1 protein-coding gene is annotated in these 1,132 nt (G+C 77.3%); it reads right to left on the bottom strand.

Annotated features, from left to right (window positions below; all coding sequences use genetic code 11):
• A partial coding sequence (locus GXW76_RS25420) for a glycosyltransferase family 4 protein (protein ID WP_211864924.1) occupies positions 1 to 1,132 on the bottom strand: 1,132 nt, incomplete at both ends.

The raw sequence follows: 1,132 nt of genomic DNA, 5'->3' as shown, positions 1-1,132 counted from the left end.
ACCGGCGCAGCCCGTCCTCGGCCGCGAGGCGCAGCAGCGCCGCCGCGACGCCCGCGCAGACGGCGGCATCCGGGCCGTCCGGCACGAGCAACCCGTCGGCGCCGTGCGCCACTGCCTCGGCCACCGCCCCGACATCGGTCGCCACCGGCACGCAGCCCATGCGCTGCGCCTCCAGCACCGTCAGCGGCACGCCTTCGAAGCGGGAAGGCAGCACCACGGCATCGGCCCAGGCATAGAGCGCGTCGAGCGCCGCCGGATCGTCGACCGGCGGCTCGGCCGCGACCGGCAGGGCGGGCGGCGCGTCCAGCACCGGCGCGCCGACGATGCGCCATTCCACCGCCTCCGCGGTCGCTGCCACGATCGCCGCCAGCCGGTCCGGCCCCTTCTGCCGGTCGAGCCGGCCGAGGAAGAGCGCACGCAAGGGGCGCCCCCGGCGCGGGCCCCGCCGCGCTTCCACCGCCGCCGCCACGCGCTGCGGGTCCGCCGCGTAGCCGGGGGCATTGGCGATGTGCAGGATCTTCTCCTCCGGCATGCCGACGGCCGCGCACCACTCCGCGAGGCGTCTCGAATGCGCGACCATGACGTCGTAGCCGTGCTCATAGGCCAGCGCGCTCTGCGGGTTGCCGAGGGGCTCGCCGAAGGCGCCGCGCTCGGCGATGTGCAGCGCACAGGCGGTGCGCACGCCGAGGCGCCGCAGCCGTCCGGCCAGTGCATGCCCGGCGAAGGCGTGCGTCACCAGGACCGCCTGCATCGGCGCCAGCAGGCCGAGCAGCGCCTCCGCTTCCTCGGAATCCTCCGGCAGCAGGGAGGTCGCCGCCCCGGCATAGGCGTTGGGCCCGCCGCCGTGTCGTTCGGCATCGAAGCCCGGCAGCAGCAGCAGGCTGTCGAAGGCACCCAGCGGCGGCCGGGCGGCACGCTCCGCGCCGGTGACGAGGAGATGCGTGCGCCAGCCCATCCGGCGCATCTCGGCGGCCAGGCAGCCGAGCACCCGCTCCACTCCGCCCAGGCCGAAGACCGGGGTGAGGAAGGCGATGTCCCGCCTGTCCCCGCGCGGCGCCAGCGGCAGCAGGGGCCAGGCGCGCAGCGCCGAGCGCGCGACGCGCCCCGCCGCCTCCGCCCGCGGCACCCGGCC

The organism is Neoroseomonas soli, assembly GCF_018129065.1.
Taxonomy (GTDB): domain Bacteria; phylum Pseudomonadota; class Alphaproteobacteria; order Acetobacterales; family Acetobacteraceae; genus Neoroseomonas; species Neoroseomonas soli.
Note: the sequence above shows the minus strand (reverse complement) of the source record. Positions and strands in the feature narration are given on the sequence as shown.